The 23,472-nt window shown below is 43.1% G+C and carries 17 protein-coding genes and 1 pseudogene; 4 read left to right on the forward strand and 14 right to left on the reverse strand.

Features of this window, described 5'->3' with window-relative positions; translation table 11 throughout:
• From AC1DXC_RS22110 to AC1DXC_RS22140, 7 genes and pseudogenes are all read right to left on the reverse strand, one after another.
• A partial coding sequence (locus AC1DXC_RS22110; protein WP_477461344.1) for a BACON domain-containing protein occupies positions 1 to 307 on the reverse strand: 307 nt, incomplete at its 3' end.
• 136 nt (positions 308 to 443) lie between these two features.
• A complete protein-coding gene (locus AC1DXC_RS22115; protein ID WP_477461345.1) occupies positions 444 to 1,916 on the reverse strand; it encodes a cellulase family glycosylhydrolase in 1,473 nt (490 codons plus the stop codon).
• A 61-nt stretch (positions 1,917 to 1,977) separates the two neighbouring features.
• Entirely contained in the window at positions 1,978 to 3,474 is a 1,497-nt protein-coding gene (locus AC1DXC_RS22120; RefSeq protein ID WP_477461346.1) for a glycan-binding surface protein, read from the reverse strand.
• Positions 3,475 to 3,499: 25 nt separating this feature from the next.
• Positions 3,500 to 5,089 (reverse strand): RagB/SusD family nutrient uptake outer membrane protein, encoded by a 1,590-nt coding sequence (locus tag AC1DXC_RS22125; protein WP_477461347.1) that lies wholly within the window; start codon positions 5,087 to 5,089, stop codon positions 3,500 to 3,502.
• Positions 5,090 to 5,120: 31 nt separating this feature from the next.
• Positions 5,121 to 8,312: a SusC/RagA family TonB-linked outer membrane protein gene (locus AC1DXC_RS22130; RefSeq protein ID WP_477461348.1), complete on the reverse strand. Its 3,192-nt coding sequence runs from the start codon at positions 8,310 to 8,312 to the stop codon at positions 5,121 to 5,123.
• Between the two features lie 555 nt (positions 8,313 to 8,867).
• Positions 8,868 to 11,192 (reverse strand): hybrid sensor histidine kinase/response regulator transcription factor, encoded by a 2,325-nt coding sequence (locus AC1DXC_RS22135; RefSeq protein WP_477461447.1) that lies wholly within the window; start codon positions 11,190 to 11,192, stop codon positions 8,868 to 8,870.
• A 342-nt stretch (positions 11,193 to 11,534) separates the two neighbouring features.
• Positions 11,535 to 12,980 (reverse strand): annotated as a pseudogene (locus AC1DXC_RS22140) (ligand-binding sensor domain-containing protein); the annotation flags it as partial.
• A 789-nt stretch (positions 12,981 to 13,769) separates the two neighbouring features.
• Here AC1DXC_RS22140 and AC1DXC_RS22145 point away from each other — a divergent pair.
• Positions 13,770 to 15,476, forward strand: coding sequence for a cellulase family glycosylhydrolase (locus AC1DXC_RS22145; protein WP_477461349.1), 1,707 nt, complete (start codon positions 13,770 to 13,772; stop codon positions 15,474 to 15,476).
• A gap of 430 nt (positions 15,477 to 15,906) precedes the next feature.
• Here AC1DXC_RS22145 and AC1DXC_RS22150 read toward each other — a convergent pair whose 3' ends face one another.
• From AC1DXC_RS22150 to AC1DXC_RS22160, 3 genes are all read right to left on the reverse strand, one after another.
• A complete protein-coding gene (locus AC1DXC_RS22150; RefSeq protein ID WP_477461350.1) occupies positions 15,907 to 16,602 on the reverse strand; it encodes a VIT1/CCC1 transporter family protein in 696 nt (231 codons plus the stop codon).
• Between the two features lie 112 nt (positions 16,603 to 16,714).
• Positions 16,715 to 17,965 carry a sensor histidine kinase gene (locus AC1DXC_RS22155; protein ID WP_477461351.1) on the reverse strand — a complete coding sequence of 417 codons (1,251 nt, stop codon included), beginning with the start codon at positions 17,963 to 17,965 and terminating at the stop codon, positions 16,715 to 16,717.
• Positions 17,962 to 18,639, reverse strand: a complete 678-nt coding sequence (locus tag AC1DXC_RS22160; RefSeq protein WP_477461352.1) for a response regulator transcription factor — start codon at positions 18,637 to 18,639, stop codon at positions 17,962 to 17,964. The genes AC1DXC_RS22155 and AC1DXC_RS22160 overlap by 4 nt, the downstream gene beginning before the upstream one ends.
• A 186-nt stretch (positions 18,640 to 18,825) precedes the next feature.
• Here AC1DXC_RS22160 and AC1DXC_RS22165 point away from each other — a divergent pair, with 186 nt between their 5' ends.
• The 3 genes from AC1DXC_RS22165 (at position 18,826) to AC1DXC_RS22175 (ending at position 20,619) form a co-directional block, all read left to right on the forward strand.
• On the forward strand, positions 18,826 to 19,500 hold the full coding sequence (locus AC1DXC_RS22165) for a cytochrome b/b6 domain-containing protein (protein ID WP_477461353.1): 675 nt from the start codon (positions 18,826 to 18,828) through the stop codon (positions 19,498 to 19,500).
• Positions 19,490 to 20,269 carry a hypothetical protein gene (locus AC1DXC_RS22170; protein WP_477461354.1) on the forward strand — a complete coding sequence of 260 codons (780 nt, stop codon included), beginning with the start codon at positions 19,490 to 19,492 and terminating at the stop codon, positions 20,267 to 20,269. Before AC1DXC_RS22165 ends, AC1DXC_RS22170 begins: the two co-directional genes overlap by 11 nt.
• Positions 20,270 to 20,343: 74 nt before the next feature.
• Positions 20,344 to 20,619, forward strand: a complete 276-nt coding sequence (locus tag AC1DXC_RS22175; RefSeq protein ID WP_477461355.1) for a hypothetical protein — start codon at positions 20,344 to 20,346, stop codon at positions 20,617 to 20,619.
• Here AC1DXC_RS22175 and AC1DXC_RS22180 read toward each other — a convergent pair whose 3' ends face one another.
• Genes AC1DXC_RS22180 through AC1DXC_RS22195 form a run of 4 tightly spaced genes read right to left on the reverse strand, consistent with a single transcriptional unit; the run spans position 20,620 to position 23,466 of the window.
• Complete coding sequence (locus AC1DXC_RS22180) at positions 20,620 to 21,843, reverse strand: DUF3570 domain-containing protein (protein ID WP_477461356.1); 1,224 nt, start codon at positions 21,841 to 21,843, stop codon at positions 20,620 to 20,622. It abuts the gene before it with no gap.
• Positions 21,844 to 21,859: 16 nt separating this feature from the next.
• Positions 21,860 to 22,132, reverse strand: a complete 273-nt coding sequence (locus AC1DXC_RS22185; RefSeq protein ID WP_477461357.1) for a DUF4266 domain-containing protein — start codon at positions 22,130 to 22,132, stop codon at positions 21,860 to 21,862.
• The gene (locus AC1DXC_RS22190) at positions 22,089 to 22,982 is read right to left on the reverse strand and encodes an FAD:protein FMN transferase (RefSeq protein ID WP_477461358.1); all 894 of its coding nucleotides are present in this window, start codon (positions 22,980 to 22,982) and stop codon (positions 22,089 to 22,091) included. The genes AC1DXC_RS22185 and AC1DXC_RS22190 overlap by 44 nt, the downstream gene beginning before the upstream one ends.
• A 43-nt stretch (positions 22,983 to 23,025) precedes the next feature.
• Entirely contained in the window at positions 23,026 to 23,466 is a 441-nt protein-coding gene (locus AC1DXC_RS22195) for a thioredoxin family protein (protein WP_477461359.1), read from the reverse strand.
• Positions 23,467 to 23,472 lie beyond the last annotated feature (6 nt).

Here is a 23,472-nt window from a genome sequence, read left to right on the forward strand (position 1 = left end):
TGATAGTCACTATCGCCGCGCGGGTAGCCCCGGTGTTGTTAGCGTTCGCGGTTAATTTAAGCGTAACATTTCCCGGGCCTCCCGATGATTGATTTATCGTTAACCATGGCAGTGAGGTGTTGGCTGTCGCCGTCCACTTAACATTGCTGGCGATAGAAACATCGGAATTACTTCCTTCCGGTTCAAAAACAACTTGTGAGGAAGAAACCGTGAATTGAATCTCAATCTCTTTCTTCTTACAGGCAAAAGAAGGCAATGTGACCAGGAACAGTAAACCTAAAAACACTCTCTGAATTCTATTTTTCATATTTATAACATTGTTCTTTTTTGTTGTTGAATTATCTTTTCGCAATCAATACCATTCATATACGTCAAAAAAAGCGGTACTGTGTGATTTGTTCACAGTACCGCTATTTCAACGAAGTTTTAATCCAACATCAATTTTACTTATATCCTTCCTTAAGGGCATTATACATGGCCTGGTCCTTTATCACATTATTTTTTCTGTCTAACATAAAACCTATCTCCCAAAAGAATGGCATAAGGCCATTCGCTTTCATAGTTTTGGTCGTAAAAGTTGTCCAGTAATCTACCGACTTATTGTGCATAGCCAGATCCTTAGGAAGATAGTTACTGTTGGTGGCGGCAGTCCTTCTCCAGGCTGCATATTCACCCATTATCACGGGGATACCTTTATCAACAAACTTTTTTAACTTTGCGAGTTCAGTAACTACCTGATCCTCTTCTCCAAAGGTGGCGTTGCGCTCCGGCTCAATAGTAGAATGGTTCCCGGCCCCCCAGTAGTAAACCATCTTGCCCCAACTTGCGTCTCCATCCGTTAGTAGCGTAAATACAGAAGGCGTGTAGTCATGCACCTCGAGCATCAACTTGTTGGGAATATTGTCTGTTGGCATAGTATTCATCCAATCAGCAGTTTTATTAGGGTCTGTGCTCGGCCCCTGCACAACCAGCACGCGGTAACTGTTCCTGCCCCCGGTAGAGCGAACTGCCTTGATGAATGTTTCGTGGTAACCATTAAGTATGGCCATATCCGCGGCATTATTAACCGCAGGTTCATTCGCACCGGCAAAAATAAGGTGCTCATCAAAATCGCGCATGGTTGTAGCAATCTGCTCCCAAATTGCCTTTTGCATTGCATTAACAGAATCTCGCTTTATGGCATTGACATTATTTTCCAGCCATCCACTATCCCCGTGAGCATTCAGCATCACATATACATCATTAGCCACACACCATCCAACCACTTCTTTCACCCGGGCAAGCCATGCAGGGTCAATTGTTGCTTTTTTCCGGTCGCTTAAATGGCTCCAAACCCAGTTACATGGAAGCCGTATAGCAGTGAAACCTGATTGTTTTATAAATTTTATATACGATTCGGTAACTTTACTATTCACCCAGTCGGCTTCGTTTGGCGATTCCATGGTATTGCCAAAATTTATTCCCATTCCCGTACTCATTTTCGCCGCCAGTTGTACAGCATTGCTGCTCATTCCGGTCGCATCAGGCGCTATGGGCGATGTATTATAACTTTTGTATATGGTGGGGGCCTGGGTAACCGTCACCCTCCTGGCCTGGCCATTGGAAGCACTTATGTATAAAATACCAGAGCGGCTTGCTCCTGTACTATTTTCCGACAAGGTTGTTACATGAATAACGGTGCTGCCGCTGTTACCTGACGTTGCGCTTAATTGCAGCCACGAATAAACAGGGTTACTAATGTCCCAATCGCTACTAGAGGTAAAAGATAAATCTTGTGTTCCGCCTTCAGGCGTAAATGCGATAGCAGATTGGGTAACCGTTAGTTCCGGGGCTACGTTTTTTGTCTTTTTACAGGAGAATAAAGATATAACTGCAATAACAGTTATCAATATTGTAAAACAATACTTAATTTTCATTTTGTCTTAATTTTAATTATTTAAAAAGCCCCACAACGATATGCTGCTGTGGGGCTGTAGGCTATTTGATCTTCACACACCTAATATTGTCAATAGCGGCATAAAAACCGGTCGCAGTTGGCGAACCACTGAAATTTTTAAGGGTCATATTATAACTATTTGCACCGGTAGACCCTAATAGATCGCTTATGCGAGTAATTGATAAACCATCCCCTAATTCGTCAACTTTTGATCTGAACTCAGATAAAGGAATAGTTACAGTTTGCCAACCTTTCGTTTTAAAAGCTTTGGTAACATTTGAATTAGGAATTTTCCATGGCTCATAACGCGCAACATAACTGTCACCCGCAAGATCAGTTCTGATATAAAGCGTACCTCCATTCCATGGCTGAATCACACTTATTTCAAATTGAAGAGCCCAGCTTGAAGGAGGATCTGTAATATTTGCCGCAGGAACCCAGTGATTACCCGTATTAGAATTACCCAATGGGGCGTACTTACTGGCACCGCCAGCTAAAACAGGAGAATCAAAATAGATATACATCGTATTATTTGTTCCCATCGAACCATTATAATCGGCTATAGGGCCGAAAGCCAATTTGTCATCTCCCCACCAGGGATAACCAAAATTATCACCCCACTCAAAATTTGCTAAAAGGCCTTCAGTAACGCCATTTTGAGTATTTACTTTATAAACAGTAGAAACCGTTCCAAAACTGGTAACAATGGCCACTGGTCCACTAGCGTAGCTGTACTTACCCGGAGCCGCAAACTTAACATAAGCGCCATGTGGGCCTTCTGTGAAATTTGTAATAGTAGCACCGCCAAAAGTAATTGACTGGACCGTCTTAAGGTAAGCACCATAAACATAAACCGAATCACCAAGGTCGGGATTAGCGTTGGAAATGCCTGCAATGATCGGCTTTGCATTTATGGTATCCAGGGCAATACCACCTTTAGTGGTTACCGTAATGAATTTGGTAGGCGTTAATGCCGGCATCAAAAAGCCAAGGGAGTCCCCATGAAGGCTCGATTTAAATTTGGGGATATTGGTGCCCCCATATACCAGGCTTTGAACCAATACTAAATTTGCACCAAAAAGATAAACCGAATCGCCCGGGTTGGCAAATACGTCAGATACAGCATAAACAGTTGGCGCAGGCGGGCCTAATTTAAAGGCGAACGTTGTTGTGCCTGCTGGCGTAGCATATTCTACCGTATAAAGTTTGGCTGTATCAATTTTTGAAAACTCTATAGGGGGTATTTGCACCACGGCGCTGTTAGGCGCAAATAATGTGGAATTGAATGAGGCCGGTACACCATCAAAATTTATTTTAGTTGCATTTTGCAAATTCTGCCCGGTTATTACCACCCATTGGCCCTTTGCCACAGCACTATTCAAAACCGTGTCGTTTGGCGAAGCAACGTAACTCTTGATGCTTGCAATAACAGGAGGAGCACTGTTGGTTGCAGCATCTTTTTTACAAGCCGGCAGGAAAGCCACCAGCAGCAGGAGAAGCGGCAAATAACATAATTGTAAAAATGATTTATTTTTCATAACAATATATTTAAGTTTTTTTTGATTAATAATATGGTACCGGTGGCTGGGCCAATTTAGGGTCGCTGGTAATCTCTGATGAGGGGATCGGCAATGTAAATGAATTGATAGTTGCCGGAAGCGTAGATGGCGGGGCGATAGTATCCCTTTTGGCTATTTTAGTTGTAGGGTCATAAGTAAACGAGATCCGGCCATGCGTGGCATCCTGGTCATTCAGGAACTTCACCGCATTGCTCGGATCGTAATAAGAATACCTAACCAGGTCTATCCAGTATTGCCCTTCAAAAGCAAGCTCAACCCTTCTTTCCGTACGCAACGAAGTGGGGGTTATCGAAGTTACAATATCCACGCCGGCCCTTGCCCGCACTTTATTAAAATAAGTTAGGGCGTCGCCATCGCTCGTGCTCGCATTATTGCCCAAAATAGCTTCGGCATATACCAAATACACATCGGCCAACCTAAGGATCGCATTATGCTCGATGGATGACCATATATCCATTGTTGGCGAATTGTTGTCTTTTTCGTTGCCAATAATGTGTTTCTTCAGCCCGGTGCCTGTCGCCTTAAAACCACCGGAGGCTTGAAGCAATTCGGGATAAACATCTCCGTTGAGCATAATAGTGGCTTTGCGCCTTACCGTATCCTTAGCCGAATACATCCGGTATAGATCATACGTTGGTTGTAAGGCCTGCCATCCGCCTTGCTTTTGAGGAAGTACCTCCGCGCTTGGTGAAAAATAAGTTTGTAAAGTATTGCCATTTCCATAACCTACGCCCGCGGCCCATTGAATGGAAAATAAGGACTCCTGGTTATCGTTGTTTTGCGCCTTGAAAAGGTCATAATAGCTGGGCAATAAATTTATATTGCTATTTTTACACACATTGCCTGCGTACTTTTTAGCACTGTCAAGCAAGGCCTGGTCGCGGCTACCGCTTTTGCCTACGCCTGCCATTGTTAAATATACTTTGCCCAGCATCCCCTGCGCCGACCAGGTAGTTACCCGGCCCTTTTCGTCTGTTTTGGGAAGATTATTTGCTGCATAAGTCAGGTCGTTGGCAGCGAATTTATAAACGTCTGTAATAATATTACGCGGAATCAGCGGATCTTTGATCAGTTTGCTGTTGTCTTCTATAATGGGCACAGCGCCCCAATACACCGCCAAATGATAATACGCTATGGCACGGATAAATTTTGCCTCGCCTATGGCCGCATTTTTGTCTGCTACAGAAATGGACGGGTCCGCCTGCTTTTCTATGGCATTGATAACGCCATTGCATTGCCCTATAACATTGTACAAGCCAACCCAGCCATTTGTTACCAGGCCATTTTGCGCGGTAATGGTGCGTGTAAAAAGCTGTACCAAATCGTTGCTGTACTGAAAGCTGCCGGTGCCGCTTAATACGTCGCCAAGCGGTATCAGGGCACCATTGCTCCATTGGAACCACAGCGCACCGCCGTAAAGGCTTGCCGTAGCCAACCGTAGATCGGACCTGGTTTTGTAGAAATTGGTAGAACTTATCTGCGAATTGGACGGGCGGTCCAAAAAGCTCTTTTTACATCCCGCCGCTGCTGCCGTGCATAGCAGGATGATGATGATTTTGTGAATTGATTTCATAAACATATATTTTTAATCGGTGATCGTTTTATTATTTCAAGGTTATGTTTGCACCAATGGTAAATACTCTTGGCTGCGGGTAATAACCGCCGTCCCAACCTGCCTGGAGCGGGTTCCACGAACCTATTTCAGGATCCATGCCTTTATATTTGGTAATGATAAATGCATTGGATACATTGGCATATACCCTAACAGAACGCACAGATATTTTTGATAAAAGACTTTCTGATATCCGGTAACCTAAAGTGATATTTTTGCATCGCAGGAATGAACCATCCTCGATCATCAAGCTGTTAGGGCGGTTGTTGCTGTTGGTATTGTCATTTCTCATCCCTACTACTGTTGTTGTTGGGTTGATAACATATACATTGTCAACATCGGTTGCAGAGCCGGCAGGATTTACCAGGGCCAGTTGCGCATAGTTTAGTACCGATGTAAAAAAAGTGGCATGATTTCCCGGATTAGTTTGCTGTATAGCCATTTGATTGAACACTTTGTTGCCATAGCTACCGCTGAAGAAAATATTCAGGTCGAAGTTTTTGTAGTTGAATGTATTATTGATACCGTACTGGAATTTCGGGATCGGGGAGCCCAAAAATGTTTGGTCCTTCGAGTCGATAACGCCATCGCCATTCAAATCCTTGAACATCCGGTCGCCATACCAGATACCACCGCCCGCTGCAGAAACCGGGTAAGGGTTACCGTTTGCGTCGGCAGGCCGGGCATGGTTTTGCAAATCACTTGGGGTTGCAAATATCCCGTCAAATACATAGCCGTAAAATTCGCCAATGGGCTGGCCCACCACTGTTTTTTCAATTATATCGTTAATTACGTACGATTTCTGGCTTAAGTTGGCCTGGTCTCCACCTGCACCTAAACTGGTTACTTTGTTAATATTCCGCGATATGGTAAAACCGGTTTTCCAGGTGAAATTTTTTGAATTGATATTGGTGGTATTGATCTGGAGGTCGGCCCCTTTGTTGCTTAGCGAGCCCACATTGGCAAAAGGCGCTTGCATGGATCCCGGGCCCCAGCCCCCTACAGTACCGGAGTATGCCGGAAGCGGCACTTGCAGTAAAAGCCCGTGTGTTTCGCGGTCGTAAACGTCTAAGGAGAAACTTAACCGCCCGTTTAAAAACGTCCCGTCAAGTCCTGCGCTGTAATAATTTGTCTTTTCCCACTTCACGTCCGGGTTGGCCAAATTGTTCTGGAACTGCGCTGTGCCTGATAAGCCATTTGAAACCGTTGCAAGCTGCGTTACATAAGTATTGCCCGGTATGCCCTGGTTGTTGGTTAATCCATAACCAACCCGCAGCTTCAGTTCGTCTATCGATTTTACATCTCTTAAAAACGCCTCTTTATTAATTTTCCAGGCAAACCCGCCCGAATAGGTAGTAACCCAACGGCTGCCAGCCGGGAAATTGGAAGAACCATCGGCACGTATATTGCCGGTGAGCAGGTACTTATCGTCCCAGGAGAAATTGGCGCGGCCGAAATAGGATTCCTGTGCACTGCCGCCCGTAGGGTTCGATTGTGAATTATCGCCCGAGTTTGTGGCTGTGGTAGCGTCGCCGGCATTAATCGCCTGTACATTGTCTGAAGCAAAATTCCTTCGCCCGGCGCCAACATTTTCAAAAGTGCTCTCCTGCGCTTCGTGCCCTGCTAAAGCATTGAAATGAAGTTTTTTGAAATTATGGTTATAATTCAGGAAGTTGCGTATTACGATATAAAAATTCTGGCCGGCGGAAGAGGAACCTCTGTTAGGGCTGGGAGTGCCTTTGCCAAAAGAATAGACCGGCGAAAAATAGTCTGCTGTATTAAAATCGAAATTACCGGATACCTCGTTCCGCAACGACAGGTCACTAGTAAATTGTATTTCGGCATACAGGTTGCCAAATACCTGGTTCCTCCTTTTTTGGTCCTTGATAATTTTCGCCAATGCCACCGGGTTGGCAACAGGCTCTACATAACCGGCGGGGTCGGTAACACCGCCAAAGGAGCCGTCAGAGTTGGTTACCGGGACATCAGGGCTAATGCTTAGCGCGGTGCCAATTACACTATTGCCGGTCGCACTTACATTTTCATCAACGTGTGCCAATTGAAGGCTCGTACCTATTTTTAGCCAATTGGTGGTTTTATTATCCAGGTTCAACCGTACCGAGTATCTTTTAAAATCAGACCCAAGGGCTATCCCCTGCTGGTTAAAATACGAGGTCGACAGCAAATATTGGGTCCGGGTATCCCCGCCGCTTACCGTAATGGTGTGATTCATCATCGGAGCCTTCCGGAATAATTCTTTCTGCCAGTCGGTACCAAGGCCCAGGTATTGAGGGTTGGCAAATTGGGGCCTGACATCAAAGCCCCAGGCAGCGGCCCTGGCGTTAATGATAGTGGCAAACTGTTGCAGGTTTACGGTAGGGAGCCGCTTCATTATTTCCTGGTAGCCCGAATAGACATCATAAGTTATCTGCGGTGCCCCCGATTTACCCCTTTTTGTAGTAATAACAACCACGCCATTGGTTGCCTGCGAACCGTATATGGCTGTTGCCGAAGCATCTTTCAATACATCTATCGATTCAATTTCGGCGGGATTGATGCTATTTAATGGGTTGGAACCTTTCCCGGGATCACCAACCGGCGGGATAATAATACCATCTATGACGTACAGCGGCGAATTAGAGCCGCTTATGGACGACACGCCACGTATTTGGATAGATACACCGCCGCCGGGCTGGCCCGATACCTGTTGAACCACAACGCCCGCAACCTTGCCCTGCAGGGCCTGGTCGAAAGTAGTGGGTTGGGTTTGGCGCAGGTCGTTCCCCGATATTGAACTTATCGCACCGGTAAGGTCCTTCCTTTTTGTGCGGGCATAACCGGTTACCACCACTTCATTTAAGTTACTGGAAGTAGAACTCAGCTTAACATTTATTGCACCGGTTAGTTTAACGTTTATCTCCTGGGTGGAGAAACCTAAAAAGCTAAAAACAAGTATATTACCCGGCGCGGCCGCTATGGAATAGTTACCGTCTACACCCGTTACGGATCCGATAGTTGTCCCTTTAATCCTAACGTTTACGCCCGGCATGGACTCGCCACTCTCGGCACTTGTTACTTTTCCGGTGATATTTTGCGTTTGTGCATGGGCCGAAATAAAAAGAAACATGCCCATAATAATTAATGAAATTCGGTATTTCACTCTCTTTTGTAAATTTTTATCCATCTTTTAAAAGGATTTTAAGGTTTTTTAATTGGTTCATTGGTGGTTGGTTGGTTAGGTTTTCAATCTTGGTTTTTCTTCATAATCTAATAGGTGATCTTTATTGGTTTTAAAATTTATTGTTCAATATTCAGGTGTGCCCCCAAAAGCTAGTCTTCCAATTATCCGCTCATATCAAAAAGGCTTTATATTGAGGTTACCCTAAAGCAGGGAACTCTCAAGTAAAAGGATTCCTGCAGGGTGAAAAAATCAAAAAAGCCAAAAACGCGTAAATGCTATTTTTAGGAATAATCTAACTTGTTGGTTTATAAATCAGGGTTTACATATAATAAGTTGGTCGTATTATATTAAGGTAAATGTACCCTGTGTGCCCAGATTGCCGAGTGTGCTAATGTGGGTGATTGGTATGAAAAATGTTAATCTTATTAAAAGTCAAATAATTGACAATTAGATTATTAAGGTAATATACGGGGGAAAAATGTTTATAGTCGCCCTTTGCAAAGGGCATTTTTTTTACGACTATAAACTATTTGAATCGGTGGGATTGAGGTGAGAATATCAATCTATACTGTCCAGGTACTCGGAAGGCGTCATCAAAAATTCTTCTTTAAATACTTTAGAAAAATATTTCGCATCATTGAAACCCACCTCATAGGCAGTTTCGGCTATGGTGAATTGTTTTGTGACCAGGAATTGTGCTGCTCTTTTTAACCTTACCGACCTAATAAACTCAACCGGAGTTTTGCCAGAAAGATTAAATACCTTATTATATAACGTTGTGCGGCTCATATTCATCTTACTGCTTAGCAATTCAACTGAAAAGCCGGCATTCGGAATATTCTCTTCAATAACCGTCAATAACTTTTTCATAAACTTCGTATCCGGAGTTTCGATTTCCAGATCGCCCGGCTTCGCTTCAATTTGCCTTCGATACGTTTCTTTTACCACCTGTTGATTCTTAAGCAAATTATGAACCTTAAAGCGTAATATGTCAAAATTAAAAGGTTTTGAAAGGTAGTCGTTCGCCCCCGTCTCCAAACCGACCAGTTGCTTTTCATCGCCGGTAAAAGCGGTAATTAATATAAATGGTGTATGTTCGGTGCGTTTATCGCTTCGGATCTTTTTGCAAAAATCAATACCATCAACTTCGGCCATATTAATATCGCTGATGATCAGATCGGGGTGTAAAGCCAGTGCCTTTTGCCAGCCGTCTTTACCATTTTCGGCTTCGGCAACTGTATATAAATGTCTAAGATCATCTTTTAGACAGGCCCTAAAATCGGGGTTGTCCTCTACAATTAAAATGGTAATATTTTTATTGCGTTTTTCCTGATTTGGCCTGTCGGGTTTAGGAGCTAGCACTTCTTCGGGGGTATTTTCAATACCGGTAAAATTATTTTTCTGGGATATCTTTAAGGGCAGCCGCACAATAAAACAACTCCCTTTCCCATGTTCACTTTCAACAGAAATGGCGCCACCCATCAAATCAATAAACTCTTTTGTAATTGACAAGCCAATACCACTTCCCTGGTTAATTAACGAAGCAGGCATGTCATTCTGAAAAAAACGCTCAAATATTTTATTATGTTTTTCGGCCGGAATACCTACACCCGAATCTATTACCTTAATTTCGAGCAAGGTCATTTCCACGCTATTGGATTCCAACAACTTTGCTTCAACGGCCACACTACCAAAGTCGGGGGTAAACTTAAATGCATTTGAAAGCAGGTTAAAAAGTATTCTTTCAATTTTATCCTGATCAAGAAAAGCGAATCCCGAATCAGTATCACACTTAAATGAAAAACTAATGTTTTTTTTATCTGCCAGATCGGTAAACAAATCGCTTGCTTCCTTTATAATTTTAATGATATCAGCTTCACGCAGGTCAAGCTGAAGTTTTTTAACTGTCATTTTACTAAAATCCAATAGCTGGTTAATCATATTAAGCAGCCGCTTAGAGTTTTCGTGGATCATCTGAAGTTTTCGCCGGCTATAATTATCATCAGCCTGTTTTAACAACTTTTCAACTGGCGCCATAATCAGGGCGATAGGCGTTCTGAATTCGTGACTAACGTTTGTAAAAAAATCTATTTTCATTATATCCAGCTCGTGCTTATCCTGTGCTTCCTTTCGCACGCGCTCTATCTCAAACCGGGTTTCTATTTTTTTAATCCCCTGTTTGCGGATGTAATACAAGACCCCAAGTATGGAAAATACATAAATAACATAAGCTATTGGCGATTTCCAAAACGGGGGCAATACCCTAATTTTTAATTTAATATAGCTGGGTTTCCATTTTCCTTCCTGGCCAATTGCCCTTACCTTAAAGGTATAATCGCCTCCGTCAAGGTTGGTATAGGTAGCTTTCCGGGTAGCATTGTCTGCGGTAAGCCACCCTTTATCAAAACCCTCCATCATATACTGATGCGTTATTTTATTGGGGTTAAAGAAATTTAACGCGGCAAATTCAATGGTAAACACATTTTCGCTGTGATTTAGCGTTATCTCCTGTGTGGCCGAAATGGCTTTAGTTAATACAACATGGCCGTCAACTGCTTCATTGGGTGCGATGGTTTTGTTGAATAATTGAAAACCAGTGAAAATTAATTTAGGCTTCTCTATATTTGGATGTATGCCCAGTGGGTCGAAAATATTAAAGCCGTGCGAACCGCCAAATATCAATTCCCCTTTATCGGTTTTTAACGCTGCAAATGGACTGAACTCTCTGCCTTGCAGGCCATCTGTTTCATCAAAGGTTTCAAACTGAAACTTATAGGTGCCATTGCCTGGTGCCAACGTTACCCGGCACAGCCCGTTTGATGTACTTACCCACATGGCTCCCCTGCTATCTTCCAATACATTCGAAACCTGGTTGTCTGGCAACCCGTCCTTTTTAGCCAGCGAGATGAACCGGTTTGTTTCCGGGTTCAATATACTCAGTCCGTCCCTTGCTGCTATCCACATCAAGCCGCGGCTATCCTGAATAATACTATTAATGTCATCACTGATCAAACTGTTAGGGTCGTTTTTCTTTTTATTATAATGTATAACGCCACGTCCATTTTTTAATATTTTGCTTATGCCAAAGTACCCTCCTACCCAGAGATTACCCTTGGTATCCTCGTGGAGTGCTGATACATAAGGCGACGTGATATCAGCTTGTTTAAAGGGAGAAGAAAATATCTTTTTGTCCCTGTCAAATATTTGCAGCCCCGCCGCAAAAGTGCCTATCCATAACCGGTTTGAAGAATCTTCCAGAATACTCCATATCCGGTCATCGGCAATGCTGGTGGGCACCTTGTCATTATGTTTGTAATGGATAAATTTTTTGCCGTCAAAATGGTCAAGCCCGCCAAAATAGGTACCTATCCATAGTTGTTGGTTATGGTCGATACATAAACTGACAATAATATCACTGCTGAGGCTGTTCGGGCTTCTCGGGTCGTGTTTATACTGGGTAAACTTGCCTGTTTTGCGGTCAAAATAAATTAAACCGCCCCCATTTGTCCCGATCCATAAATTGCCATGTTTATCCTCAACAAACTTGTTAACATCTTCAAACCCAATGCTCGCGGGATCTGAGGCAAAGTGCCTATATAACGGGAACCTGATAATATTTTTATGATAGTAACTTACCCCCTCTTTAAGCGTGCCGGCCCACATAATGCCAGTGTTGTCTTTATAAAGCAATACAGTGTTCTGTCCCAATGATTTCGGATCATCTTCCCTGTTTAGCAAATAAGTAATTTTGAGGTTTTTTTTGTCCAATACGTTTATCCCGCCATGATCGGTGGCGATCCATATAAGGCCGTCATCGGCTTGAACAATATTCATGATGATGTTCGACGTAAGCGGTGTTTCTGCCGCTTCTTTTGAAATTTTCCGGAACTGCCCTGACCGGGGGTTGTAATAATAGGCGCGGGAATCCATATTCGGATTAAACACCCAAAGGTCGCCATCCCTGTCAACAGTTATCGAGTAGTTCCTGCCTTTACTGTTAGCGGCTTTGCTAAAAATATCTGTATGGTACGTAATTGCATTGCGTTTTACATCAAATAGCTCTACTACCCCGTCGTTATAAACAAGCCAAATATTGCCGCGTGCATCCTGTTTAATGTCTGTAATGAAATTTGAATATAAAGATGGGCTGGAATTACGGTGATGATGATAACGTGTAGTAGTTCCTTTCAGTTTATTATACCTGTAAAGGCCCGAATCAGGGCACAAAAACCAGAAGTCGCCTTTTCCGATGTGAAGTATTTTGGAAACAGTCGGATACCCGGGAAGTTTAAAAGAATAGAGCACCGGCGATACATCATTATTAAACTGCTCCGTTTCGGGGTCGTAAAAGGAATACCCGGCCCGGGTTGTTACCCATAATTTTTTGTCGGGGCCTTCACAAATATTAGTTACAAAATCGTCATTAATGGAGTTCTTGTTATTTACGTTGCGCTTAAAAACTTTAAAACTATAACCGTCATAGCGATTTAGGCCCGATGCCGTGCCGAACCACATGAAGCCGTTGGGATCTTTAAATATGCAATTGACCTGGTTGTGTGATAGCCCGTTGCTTATATTGAGCCGCGAAAATTGATATTGGCTGTTTTGCGCAAAATTGTTGGTGTAAGCAAAAAATAACACCGAAACGACAATATAAAGTTTTACACGCATTAAAATTTAGTTGAGATCTTCGAAATCAGGAACCTGCCCTTGGCAAGCCGGTACACTACGATAGTATAAAAGTAAGATTAATTTGTAATTAACGAGGTAAAAGTGGCAATTCCTTATCTAATCGCCAGGATATAAATAACCTGCCTCTAAAGCAGATGAGTTGCCGATGCTATGGCAGGGGCCATGCCTGAACTTACAGTGAAATAAAGCTTGTTACGGGTTGTCGTTTAGCAGGCTATTCGGATCATCCGGTTAAAAAAAAGCGATGACATGCCCTTAGTTACAGTTAAGAACTTGACATTTAGCATCCTATTTTCTGACTTTTATCACCCATCATTAAATTATCTCTTCTGTAGTTTTACTACTCAATTAATAAACCTGGTACCAATTCAACTATTGAAAACTAAAACATGCCCGTTGTTCCAACGGCTGTATTATGTTGACTTTAATTGCATTGTTTTCATTAATTGTACTTCTCCTTTCTGAAAAACAAGATTTAACCAATTAAACAAATAAACCGGATCAGGCCCGTTTTATCTTATCGAAAAATGAAACCAATGTTAAACTCCGCCTTATGCGGAATGGCAACTGCCTTTTCATTATTTTTTTTAATACCCCGTTGGCTAAAGGTAGTTATCAACATAACGGCCTGCACCAATAGCTATATAAACCTTATAGGCAATCATAAATATATCCTCCTTTTACCTGATTGTCTGACACTTTCACACGCAATTAACCAGTTTATTAATAGCGGCAGATTTAAATATCGCCAACCTAACCATTTTTTTTATGAAGAAAACTTTAAGTTATTTTTTATGCATTCTTGCAATCCCCGCATTGACAAGGTGCAGGAAGTCACAAATCGCTTCTCCGGATATAAAACCGCTTGCTGAAACGGGCACTATGGCGCGCTCCGCCACCAGTTATCCGAGTTACAACATTTCGCCGCTTGCGCCTGATCAAACCGGGATGACCAGTACAGCAACTCAAATTGCTGCTAATATGACGTTAGGTATTAATATTGGCAACACATTGGATGCCCAATATAACGAAAACGCATGGAGCAATCCTAATATTACCCAGGCACTCATCGACGGCTATAAACGAATGGGCTTTACCGCCATAAGAATCCCTTGTAATTGGAGTTGGTCACATGTACCAGATTCAACAACTGCAAAAATAGACCCGGCCTGGCTTGCCCGTGTGCAGCAGGTTGTGCAATACTGCATTAACGATGGGATGTATGCGATATTAAATATACATTATGACGGCGGATGGTTGGAGAACAATTGCACAACCGCCGCGCAGGTTGCTGTTAATGCCAAACAAAAAGCACTTTGGGAACAAATTGCAACACAAATGCGTGGTTTTGACCAGCACCTGCTTTTTGCCAGCGCGAATGAACCTAACTCCGCAATTGATGCAACAGGGATGAGCGTTCTGCTTTCTTATCATCAAACTTTTATCAACGCGGTAAGGTCGACCGGCGGGCACAACAGTTACCGGACGCTGGTAATCCAGGGCCCCAAAGGAGGTGATATGATTTATACAGACAGCCTGATGAACACAATGCCAACTGACCCGGCATCGAACCGTTTGATGGTGGAAATCCATAACTACACTCCCTGGAACTTCTGTTTGATGGACGTGGACGCGTCATGGGGCAATGTGTTTTATTATTGGGGCTCGGGATATCACAGCACCTTCGATGTTGCGCACAATCCTTACTGGGGCGAGGAATCGACCCTTAGCGGAGAATACCAAAGGATGCAGAGAAAGTTTACAAGCAAAGGCATCCCGGTAATAATGGGCGAATTTGCAGTAATGGAGGAGCGAACCCTTACGGGAGACTCTTTAAATTTCAATCTTGCTTCCAAAGCATATTGGTATAATTACAATGTGCACACAGCATTGGCGAACGGTTTACACCCATTTCTTTGGGACATTGGGCATCTTATCAACAGGTCAACTTACGTGGTACAAGATCAACGTGAATTAGCGGCCCTTGTACAAGGGGCACAAAACAGCTCAACTCAAACATTTCAGGTAGGTGGTGTGTACCAGATTATCAATAGGTATAGTTTTAAGCCTTTGGAGATCGGTGGCTGGGCAACTGCTAATGGGTCGCTGGCAGATCAATGGGATTACAATGCCGGAGCAAATCAGCAATTTAAAGTGCAAGCTGCTGCAAATGGCAGCTACCTGTTAACCCCTATGCACGTTAGCGGGAAATGTTTAGAGGTATGGGGTTGGTCTGGCTCTGACGGCGCGGCCGTGGATATGTGGGATTATACCGGTACTGGCAACCCCAATCAAAACTGGTTAATTCAGCCCACCTACGATGGATTCTATGAAATCATCAACGTAAATAGCGGAAAAGCCCTCGAAGTTGCGTTAGGAAATAATACGGCAATCCCATTCAGAAATGGTAGCGTGGCCGACCAAAATGCTTACTTTGGCGGCAAAAACCAGCAATGGGCGTTTGTGAAAATATAAGTAAAATAAAAGAAATCAATTAAGCTATTTCACAAAATTGCCAAAAATCTCTAATGCCTCTGTTTTAAATGAGGTATTAGAGATTTTTTGTTGGGTATTGATGGCTTGAATGATTTCCACTGGTCAGAAAGGGCCAGACCAGCAAGCAGCCATTTGTTCAGATAGTTATTTTCATGTTGCAATGGTCCTCTATAAAAAAGTTTTTAGCAATTAATTTCAACGAACGTCGGCTTTTATTAAATCAAACTGTTTGTTTTTCAACAACATACAACGTAAAAGTAGTTTATTTCTGTTTGGGATATCAGTAAAATCCTTTGAAAAAGATTGGAAAGTATGGCTGGGGCCGAAGGCAACAGCAAATTATCTCATTATACAGATTCTTGTAAACTTTTAACAAACTGTATTTCATAAATTTAGAGACGGAAGGATATTATTGCGTTTTTACGCCAAACAAATGGCCCACCAGGGCCGACATCCCCATCGCAACGGTGCCCCAGATACAAATGCGGACAATTGATTTAAGCATGTCCGAACCACCCGCTTTAGCAGCTACCGCGCCCGAAAAAGCTAAAAATATAATGGAGAAGCCGTATTGGTAAAAAATCATTTCCTTAACGGGCGCAAAAAAAGACACCAGCACCGGCAACGCGCCGCCTACTGTAAACGCCAATGCTGATGCCAGGGCTGCGGTAAGCGGCTTGGCTTGTGTAATCTCATTTATACCTAATTCATCCCTGGCATGAGCTCCTAACGCATCGTGTGCCGTCAATTGAGTTGCAACTTGCCTGGCAAGGTCGGGCGTCAGGCCTCTTTTCTCATAGATATCTGTCAGTTCTGCCAGTTCGGATTCGGGCATTTCAGATAGTTCTGATTTCTCGCGCGCCAAATCGGATGTTTCTACGTCTGATTGAGAGCTGACGGACACGTATTCTCCCGCGGCCATTGACAACGCACCGGCCACTACGCCGGCAATTGCTGCAAGAACAATAGGGTTACGGGTTTGGCTCGCCGCAGCTATGCCAATTGCAAGGCTGGTTGTTGAAAGGATGCCGTCATTAGCGCCTAAAACTGCAGCCCGAAGCCAGCCGCTCCGCGTTATAAAATGTTTTTCTGTTTGCGTTTCCATTATCTGTATATTAATAAGCCAATCTTAAAATTCAGGATTCAAGACCTGATAGAATCTAGCGGGGGGGGCCAACCAGGTCAAGCATTACAGCTTTAACGCGTACAGGCACCCATTAAAATTGAATGGAAAAAGTGTGAAAACCACCTTTATATTCATATTGCAAAGTCCAGTTATACGTGTTGCAGATGTTTTTTACGATAGTTAAGCCAAGCCCGGCACCCTCCGAATTATTCCCTTTTTGAAAGCGATCAAAAATCCTGTCGCCAGCCAGCGGGCGCGCTGCGCCTGTATTTTGAAACGTAAGCTGCTCTTCGGTTAAATAAATATTGATAGTGCCGCCACTTATATTATGCCTTATTGCATTACTGAACAAATTATTAAGCAAGATATCGACCAGATACTTACTTACTTTAACCATCTTAAGGGTTGGTTCGCTGTTTGTAACAATGGCTTTCGAGAGCGACAACTCTTGAAATTGCCTGATTTTTTCTCCAATGAGTTGGCCCATATCCAATTCGTCGACGTCTGTTATCAGGTTATTCTCGATTTTAACCAATAGTAATAATGATTGGCTAAGCCTTGATAATTTACCGGCGGCACTGTAAATATCATTTATTTGGTCAAACTGTTCCTGCTCCAGCGAGTCGTCTTGTATTAAGGTATCTAACTTTGATTTTATAACCGAAAGCGGCGTCATCATTTCATGAGAAGCGTTTTCGGTAAATTGCTTCAAGTTTTGATAATCGCTTTTAACGCGGTTCGCCATGGATAGAACGGCGGCATCTAACTCCAAAAATTCGGTTACCCGGGTATCCGCGGGCGAAAATTTTACGGGGGAAGCCAAATCAAATGATTTTAAATTCGCTACCATTTTGTAAAAAGGTCGCCAAAGGCCGTTTAAGAAATACTTGTTTGCCAAAAACAAAACGCCAAATAACCCACACATTAATAATAATGTGATGATGCCAATCATTTGCACGAGGTATTCGGCGCTTTCGCTGGATATAATAATGATGAATTTATAAGATTCGCCCTTAAACGACAATTTTCCCTCCACCGCCCGGCCAGACCTCTCGCTAAATTTCTTCGGATTGTAGTAAACGGTATCGAAAAACCTTGTTGGAACCTGCTGCCTATTTATTTTAAAGACCTTAGTTTGATCATCATCAAAATCAGCCTGATTAGGTAATTTCTGCTTAGCGTTGATATAACCCAGCAACTCAGACACTTCTTCTGATAGATGGTTATCAAGCAGCTTTTCCGCTATGTTATTAATAGCAAAAAAATAAATTATAGCACCAACAGACAACACAGATAACGTCACCAGGATGCTCACCCTGTTATAATGCGAAGCTAATTTCATCTATCGGTAAATTTATAACCAATGCCATAAACCGATTTCAAATAGTCATTTGGCGTAGCGTCGAGGATTTTTTTGCGCAGGTTTTTGACGTGTGAATATAAAAAATCAAAATTATCGTGCATGTCTATTTCATCCCCCCACAAATGCTCGGCTATGGCGGTTTTGGCTATTACTTTACCCTTGTTAGCGATAAGATATAATAACATGTCATATTCTTTTCGCGTAAGCACTACTTCGGCACCATTGATAACAACATTTCGCCCGTCGAGGTCTATCGATATTTCATTAAAAACCAAGCTATTGTTGCTATTTCCCGCTTTACGCCTAAAAACTGCTAGTATCCTCGATTTTAGTTCGGCAAGGTGGAAGGGTTTCACAAGATAGTCATCCGCACCAATATCTAAACCTTTTATCCTGTCATCCAAAGAGTTTCTTGCAGATATGATAATTACGGCTTCGCTCCTTCGCTCTTCTTTTAAAAACCTTAGCACCTCGAATCCTTCGCCATCGGGCAAACCAATATCCAACAAAACAAAATCGTAATTATAGCAAGCCAATTTAGCATTTGCACCGGCCAAATCTGTACAGCTTTCACAAACGTTATTATCGCCGCTTAAATAGCTGAGCATATTTTCACGCAAGCCTTGCTCATCTTCAACAATAAGTATTTTCACAGTATATTAATCTATAAGCGCCTGTACAAAACCATAGTTGACCGGCCAGGCTGCTAGTTAACCAAATAATCTGAATACAATCTGTATTTAGTATACTATTGATGCCAAATACAATCAGGCCAAGGGGCTTCAATCCAGTTTGTCTTCAGATTTACCCACTATTTTTATCAAAGATAAACATACCACATGGCCATTATTGAACCCACCCGGCGTGATGTAAAGCACCCGTCGAAATTTAAAAGATACTCTTCATCCTTACGCATTTGGCATTGGGTTAACCTAATCGCTATCAGTGGCTCGTTAATAACAGTACTCATCAACTCCACAATTACTGATGACAGGGCTACCGGTACGTTGATAAAGAGCGAATTGGGAAAGGCCGGCACGGTGGTAAGCGACGAACAAGTAAGGCCTGCCGCGCATGCCTTAAGCGATAGTGTATGGGGGATACATATTTATTTTGGTTATGCGTTGGCGGCTTTATTAGCATTCAGGCTGATATTGGAGTTTTTTCAATTAGCTGATCAAAAATTTATCCGGCAAATAAAAAGCGCTTATCATCATTTCAATACGATTAAAAAAGAGCGGGAAGAGGCAAGGCACGAGCTTGCTGTTAAATCTATTTACGCCCTATTTTACCTGTTGCTTATTATAATGGTAGTAACGGGTTTGTTCCTGGCTTTTGAGGACGCGCTTGCCGCTTACAAATCAATAAGGCACTCGGTTAAAGAAGTACATGGGTTTTGCATGTACCTTATTATCGCTTTCATCGTGGTGCATATTGCAGGCGTTTTGCTAGCAGAACGCAAAGACGGAAAAGGGATTGTTTCAGACATGATTAACGGAGGAAATGAAAACTAATAACGGCTTGAAAACTTTATGCATTTTTGCGCTTTTGCTGTTGGCAGCTAGATTATGCCGGGCGCAAGACAATTACGAAATACAGGTGTACGGTTCGCCTACTGTGGAAAAAGGCCGCACTATGCTTGAATTGCATAGCAACTACACAGCCAGCGGCTTTAGGGAGGGCAGCAACCGCGAGTTGCCGGATAACCATGTAGTACACGAAACAATTGAAATTACCCACGGCTGGACAACATGGTTCGAAACCGGCTTTTACATTTTTACTTCGGAGGGCAACCAGGGCCGCACGGCTTATGTGGGGTCTCACATCCGCCCCCGTGTAACAGCCCCTGCAAGCTGGAAACTGCCCGTTGGTTTAAGTCTATCTACCGAATTCGGTTTCCAAAAAAGGGCCTTTTCCGCAAATACCAGTTCTTTGGAAATCCGCCCGATTATTGATAAGCAATGGAAAAAATTCTATGTATCGATAAACCCTACACTAGAGAAGAGTTTTAATGGCCCCGATGAAAAACTTGGGTTCATCTTTTCGCCCAATGTGAAAGGCAGCTACGACGTTAGCAACGTAGTGGCATTGGGCTTAGAGTACTACGGCAGCACAGGCCCATTCTTCCACTACGACGCTTTTCAGCAGCAACAACAGCAAGTGTACATAGCTACCGATTTAGATTTTAACCCCAATTGGGAGTTCAATGCGGGGGTAGGATATGGATTTACCAAAAACACAGACAAAGCAATCTTCAAGATTATTTTAGGCCGGCGGTTTTAGCCGGCAAACTTCTATCGGGAAACAGTTTGCCGTTCCAGATAAGATTACCCGGAACAATATTTAATTAGAAATTGATGGAAAAACAACCAGCCATATACCGATCGTCCAAATCGCGGCCGACTGCCAGGCAATTAGAACATATTAAAACTAATGAAGTTATTGTGGCATTTATGACCACGTTTTCCGAACCAAAGGATGCCGAATTTTTGTGGCTGGAAGCAAGTAAACAAGGCCATAAAATGAGCATGAGTTCATTTTATGGCCGCCTTAAAAAGCTTGTTGAATTAGGTTTAATTACTAAAATACATGTAGCAAACAATAAGTTTGCTTATAAAGTCACCCCGTATTAACTATTTGAATTTCAGCGCCAGCGTTACGATGTTTGAATTTAGCCCGGTAGAACGCATATAATGCCCTGCCCTTAATTCCAACGAAGTGAAATGTTCTGAGCCAAACACCCCTTTTGGCGGCGACAGCCTTATGTTGGCACCTACGAAGTTGCTGTGCAGGCTCGATAAGTCGTAATCGCTGGTGTAAAAGGTTGCCGATGGATCATGCTGACCATAGGGCGCAAAATAGCGGGTACCGGTTTGTGTATTATACCTGTAAAAAGGGCTTACCGATACAAAAGAGGTTAGCTTTACCGGGATCTCTATTTCGGCTGTGTGCGCCCTTATACCCCAGTTATCCATGTAATACCTGTAAAAAGTACGGATGATAAAGTGGTCGTCTAAAAAGTAGTTGAATCTTAAGCCGATGGGTAATTTATAGCGGCTATCAGGCAAGTTTTCCACCCGTTCAGATCCATCCGTGAAATAATCGCGCTGGTACTTGGTTGCAAGCAAGCCGTGCTGGTAAGATGGCTCAACAATTACAGCCATCTGCAGGCGCTGGGTCAATACCTGCGATAGCGAAAACGAGGTACTGAACGAATTTCGGGGCTTGTAGTCAACAGGCCGTTTATCTTCCTTATCAGAGCCTGATCCATACCCTGCGGGGCGAAGCTCTACCGGTAATATTACCTTCCACTTATCTAAAAACACTTGCGCCTTAAAATCAAACTGGGTGTTTTTATCTTTTGATACCCGGGTAATGTTGATACCGCCGCCGAACGACTGGTAATCAAATTCGCGCGAGTAAGAGCCCGCTAACCCGAATGCATTGCCTGTTTTATCGTTAGATACGGTCCAGTTAAGCGATGGGTAAATACGCAAATCCTGCCTTGATGCAGAAGAGATGCTGTTTGGATCTATTTTATCAGAAGAAGCCGAAGTGTAGTGGTCAACACCTAATTCGAAATTAAAGGAGTGCTTCAAGCCCATTTTGCTGTATTTAGACATTTGCAAATCAATTGTATTCGCAAAGTCGGTGAGGTTTTCGGTACCTATACCACCTGTTACGGCAGAGTTGTTGCCATCCTGATGATAATATGCCGAAACAAAATTGATCTCATCGATTTTCAGCTTACGCGACTCGTAATTGGTAGAATCTTTAACCGGTTGCGGTTTAGTTTGCGCGTGTGATGCCAGTATGCCAAGGTACATGGCAAGTACACCTAAATATATTTTTCTCATTTAATGCCTTTCGATTTTAGTTACAGCCACAACCACCGCCACTTTTACCACCGTTGGCTCCTGAGCTACCTTCGCGGTAAAGCTGGAAGCTTTGTTCGAACTTTTGTGATTTCCTGGCAGTGAGATCCATCTCGCTGTCGTTAAGGCGGTTTTTTTGATACGGTTTAACTGAAACACAGGATGAAAGGCTATACATTGCCAACAGGCAAAGGATAGTTATTACTCGTAGGGGGCGTTTTAGCATTTTATTTGATATTGATATTTTTAGAAGTATAGAGCTTGTTGTCATCGGTTATGACCACGCAGGCTACGTTTTGCAGTTGATTGACTAAATCGAGCCCTACATAGGCACCCATAACCGTAACAGGTGTAGCCATGGCATCGGCAAATTCGGCGCTTGGGCTTATAATGCTTACGCTTTTTATGCCGCTTACCGGGAGGCCGGTTTTTGGATCGATGGTATGCGAGTATTTTTTGCCGTCGATTATTACATACTTAGCATAGTTGCCCGATGTGGCAATAGCCAAATTACTGATGTTTAATGTGGAGAACGGCGTTGCGTCATGGTCTGGGTCGGCAATTGCAATTGTCCAGGGTTTTCCGTTGGGTTGTGTACCCCAGGTAATCAAATCCCCTGCTGCATTAACGATTCCACTTTTGACACCATTTTGCTGTAAAACAACTTTTGCTTTATCGGCAGCATATCCTTTACCTATACCACCAAAGCCTATGCGCATCCCCACTTCTTTCAAAAAAACAGTGGTTTGCTCACTGTCCAGTATCACATTTCTGTAGTTAATGAGCCGTACAGAAGCCTTTGCGGTTGCAGCGTCGGGCAAGGCTTTCATACCCAGGTCGAAATTCCAAAGACTTTTATCTATGGAACCGTAGGTAATATCAAACGCACCTTGCGTAAGCTCGGAGATTTTAAGCGACCGCGCAATCAAATCAAAAACCTCGCGGTCAACCTTTACCGGGGCAATACCAGCGTTGGCGTTTATTTGGTTGGTTTGGCTATCATCGCTAAAGGTGGTCAGCAGCTTTTCTATCCGCTGTATTTCAACAATGGCCATATCTATCCGTTCTTCCGCCCAATTTGCATCTTCGGCTACAACGCTTATCTCAAAGCGATTACCCATAAGCTTAAGTACCCGCTTATGAGCTTTTTCAAGGTTCGAGGTCTCAATGGCCTGCATTGGCTGATTCGCTTATTTGCGCAACAAACTTCTCGGGCGACACACCGGGGAAACCTTCCCATTTTTTGATCACCTTGCCGTTTTCATCAACCAGCAGCGTGAGCGGGAATTCACCGTCAGGGTTGTATTTGTCTGCTAAGGCTTCATTCCTTTTTACCTGATCTTTGGGCAATTGGTTTTTCTTTTGGCGAGGAAAATCTGCCCGCACCAACACCAAATGATCTGAAGCGTAATCCTCAAAGCTTTTGGTTTCTAATATCTCTTTGCGGGTGCGGATACAAGGGCCGCACCAGTCGCTACCAGAAAAATTGATGACGATAAGTTTATGCGTTTTTTGTGCTTCTTTTTGTGCTTCGTTAAAATCGCCCAACCAGTTGATCGCCGGCGTTGTAAAGGCAAATAAAAATAGAACAAGTAAGTATTTCATGACTTT

The sequence above is a fragment of the Mucilaginibacter sp. P2_D11 genome (genome assembly GCF_056404435.1).